The organism is Intestinibacter sp. (assembly GCF_022780145.1).
GTDB lineage: Bacteria > Bacillota > Clostridia > Peptostreptococcales > Peptostreptococcaceae > Intestinibacter.
The window spans coordinates 1-3,739 of record NZ_JALEXO010000045.1; the positions used below are offsets into that span (position 1 = coordinate 1).

Annotated in this window: 4 protein-coding genes and 1 pseudogene; 4 read left to right on the forward strand and 1 reads right to left on the reverse strand. The window is 33.6% G+C overall.

Annotated features, from left to right (window positions below):
* The 4 genes and pseudogenes from MR593_RS01720 to MR593_RS01735 all read left to right on the forward strand — a co-directional run.
* Positions 1–511, forward strand: a pseudogene (locus tag MR593_RS01720) (anaerobic carbon-monoxide dehydrogenase catalytic subunit); the annotation flags it as partial.
* A 25-nt stretch (positions 512–536) separates the two neighbouring features.
* The gene (locus MR593_RS01725; RefSeq protein ID WP_290686321.1) at positions 537–1,016 is read left to right on the forward strand and encodes a 4Fe-4S dicluster domain-containing protein; all 480 of its coding nucleotides are present in this window, start codon (positions 537–539) and stop codon (positions 1,014–1,016) included.
* The gene (locus MR593_RS01730) at positions 1,017–2,345 is read left to right on the forward strand and encodes an NAD(P)/FAD-dependent oxidoreductase (protein WP_290686323.1); all 1,329 of its coding nucleotides are present in this window, start codon (positions 1,017–1,019) and stop codon (positions 2,343–2,345) included.
* 117 nt (positions 2,346–2,462) lie between these two features.
* On the forward strand, positions 2,463–3,059 hold the full coding sequence (locus tag MR593_RS01735; RefSeq protein WP_290686326.1) for a GNAT family N-acetyltransferase: 597 nt from the start codon (positions 2,463–2,465) through the stop codon (positions 3,057–3,059).
* Positions 3,060–3,117: 58 nt separating this feature from the next.
* Here MR593_RS01735 and MR593_RS01740 read toward each other — a convergent pair whose 3' ends face one another.
* Positions 3,118–3,714, reverse strand: a complete 597-nt coding sequence (locus MR593_RS01740; RefSeq protein WP_290686329.1) for a hypothetical protein — start codon at positions 3,712–3,714, stop codon at positions 3,118–3,120.
* Between the last annotated feature and the right edge of the window lie 25 nt (positions 3,715–3,739).

Sequence of the window (3,739 nt, forward strand, 5' to 3'; positions counted from 1 at the left end):
TGTAGAATTAGTTAAAGAATTAATCAAAAAAGACATCTTAGTATTATCAGCTGGATGTTCAACAGGTGGACTTGAAAACGTAGGATTAATGTCTCCAGGAGCAGAAGAATTAGCAGGAGAAAACTTAAAAGCAGTATGTAAAAAATTAAACATACCACCAGTATTAAACTTTGGTCCATGTCTAGCAATAGGTAGAATAGAAATAGTTGTAAGTGAATTAGCTGCAGCATTAGACGTAGATATACCACAATTACCAGTAGCATTATCTGCACCACAATGGTTAGAAGAACAAGCATTAGCTGATGGAGCATTCGGTTTAGCTTTAGGTTTACCACTTCACTTAGCTTTACCACCATTCGTAACAGGTGGACCATTAGTAGCTCAAATTTTAACTGAAGGATTAGTAGATATCACTGGAGGTAAAGTAATAATAAATCCAGATCCAGTAGAATCAGCTAACGTATTAGAAGCAGAAATAATGGATAGAAGAAAAGGCTTAGGCTTAAAATAATTAATGTTTAAGGATGTGGTAAAATATGCGCAGAATAATAATTAATAAAGATTTATGCACAGGCTGTAAAAGTTGTGTAACAGCGTGCATGACTAGAAGCTGTGGCGAAAAACATAAATTCGATAGCTTTATTGATGTTAATAACGATAAATATTATATAGATTTACAAAGTATAGATACAGAAAGCAGAAATCATATAGAACTAGATGGCTCAGGCCATCCAGTTCCACTAACTTGCAGACACTGTGATGAACCAGAATGCGTTCTTACATGTATGAGTGGAGCTATGTCAAAGGATCCTGAAACAGGAATAGTTTCATATGATAAGGAAAAATGTGGTTCATGTTATATGTGTGTCATGAGTTGCCCATATGGAATACTAAAACCAGACGACAGAACTAAACAAGAAATCGTAAAATGTGATTTATGCCAAGGAGAAGAAATTCCTCTATGTGTATATAATTGCCCAAGTGGCGCATTACAATTACAAGAGGAGGAAGATTAAATGATAGATAAAATAAAAAATATTCTAGGAATAGGTAAAAAAGCAGATACATCTACTAAAGAAGTAGAAGTTCCAGCATCTAAAGTAGGACCAAAAACTTATGTAATAATAGGTGCAAGTGCTGCTGCCGTAGATGCAATAAAAACTCTTAGAAAATTAGACAAAAGTGTAAATATAATAGTTATATCAAAAGATGAAAACATATATTCTCGTTGTATGCTACACCATGTAATATCAGAACATAGAACAGTAGAAGGTATAAACTTCGTAGACGCTGATTTCATGGAAAAGAACGATGCAACTTGGATAAAAAAAGCAACAGTAACATCAATAGATACAGAAAATAAAGCTGTAAAATACGAAAAAGATGGAAAGACTGAAGAACAAAAATACGATAAATTATTAATAGCATCAGGAGCAAACGCAGCAATTCCTCCTATCAAAAACATAAGAGAAGGAAAAAACATCTACCCTCTTAGAAACATAGAAGACGCTATAGCAATCAGAGAAAAAGCAAAACACTGCAAGAAGGTTGCTATAATAGGTGGGGGCTTAGTTGGTATAGATGCACTATCAGGATTATTAGAAATAGATGGCATAGAAGAAATTTCTATAATGATGATGGAAAATCGTATATTAGACAAACAATTAGATGAAAAAGCAGCAAGTGTTTACGCAGATAAATTCAAAGCAAAAGGTGTAAATATAATTACATCATGCAACATAGGAGAAGTTTTCCTAGATGAAGAAGGCAACGTATCTGGCGTAAACGTAAATGGAGAAAAACTAGACTGCGAATTATTAATAGTTTCAACAGGTGTAAAACCTAACATAGCCTTAATAGAAGGCTCAGGAATAGAAGCTGGAAGAGGAATCATCATAAACGACAAATGCGAAACAAACGTAAAAGACGTTTATGCAGCAGGCGATGTAACAGGAACAGGAATCTGGCCACTAGCTGCAAAACAAGGTGTAGTTGCAGCAAGCAACATGGCAGGCGTAGAAAAATTCCTAACTGATAGATTCGAATTCAAAAACACTATGAACTTCATGGGAATACCAACAGTTTCTCTAGGATTTACTACACCAGCAGATGACAGCTACGACGTAGTGACATATGAATATGGGGACACTTACAAAAAAGCTGTTATCAAAGACGACGTTCTTACAGGTTTCATAGTTCAAGGCGACATATCTTACGCTGGACCATATGCACAGCTTGTTAAGAATAAAGTTAAGGTTGAAAATTTAGCAGAAAAAGTATTTGATCTTGGATATTCTGATTTCTTCAACATTAAAGAAGACGGACAATTTGAGTGGAACGTATAAACTCTGCGGGTTAAATTATTTTTTAATAAATAAAATGGGAAAAGTATCTGGGCTTTGGCTTGGGTACTTTTCTCTTTTTTTAGGGTATATAATTTAGATTTACAAGGAGGGAGAATGATGAAATTAGTTGAAAACATATCTAAACAAAAGTTAAAAGAAATATCAAATTTGATAGGTGAGGCATTTGTAACAAATGAATTATTTCACGAGTTTGGACCAGTAGAAGAGAGAAAAAATCTAGTCATGAAATACATGGATATATATGTAAAATGCGTATACGAATCAAAAGCGCTATATAGTACCGACGACGAAAAAGCCTACATAGGATTGGCTTATAGCGACTGCAAGCCAATAATCCCTCAATTAAAGATGCTAGTCAAATTAATTTTTACAATTCCATATAAAATAAACAAGAAATTTCTAAAACATATAAGCCAAATCAGCGAAGGAAATAAAAAATACACTAAATTGACGTATTTAGAAATACTCATGGTGTGCGTGAAGAAAGAGTGCCAAGGTCAAGGGCGAGCTAGAGAATTAGTAGAGTTTGCAAAACAAAAGGCTTTGGAGAGAGATGTACCGATGTTGTTTGATACTGATATGAAGGAATATGCCAGTATATATCAACACTTTGGGTGCAAGCTGTATAATACGATTACTGCAGACAATGGAGTTACTAGATATAATTTAGTGTGGATAGGTAGTAAATATTAATATAAAAGCGCCTTGGCAGTTTTGCTGAGGCACTTATTTTGGTTTATATTAAAAAGATTTATTTTTTAAAAAGTCTAGACAAGAAACCTTTCTTCTTAGGAGGATCTTCTTTCTTATCAGGTTTAACTGTTTCGTCATTTGATTTATTTGCTGATGCTTCTACAATTTTTATATTAAAACAATCATAAACAGAATCGAGTATTTCCATATTTTCTTTAAACTTAGACAAATCAACTTGATCTGCGTTTGTCACCATGATATTGTAGTCCATGATTTTAGATTTGTTTTTCAAATAAAGCTGACTTTTATATAATCCTTCAAGTCCACCTTGGATACATAGCGAAATACAATTATTAAAAGCAGGCTCGTAATTTACCTGTATAATAAAAGCTATCTCACCATCTGTTTTAGGAGCGGGCATAGTATGTGGAACATGTGATTTTCCAACAGATTTAGCGATTGATACCTTTTCTACGACTCTTTGCTCTGGTGTTAAGTTAGTCCATTTTTCTGTGAATTCAGGATTAGTATGCAATTGGGCTAGAACATTGGCGTTGTGTATTTCATTGATTGCATTTTCTCTTATTAAAAATAATTGCATTTGTTTTTCATTATTTCCATCTAGTCTGTTGTATAAGCTGTTGAAATATTCCATAACGAAACCCCCTTGTAATTTGTAA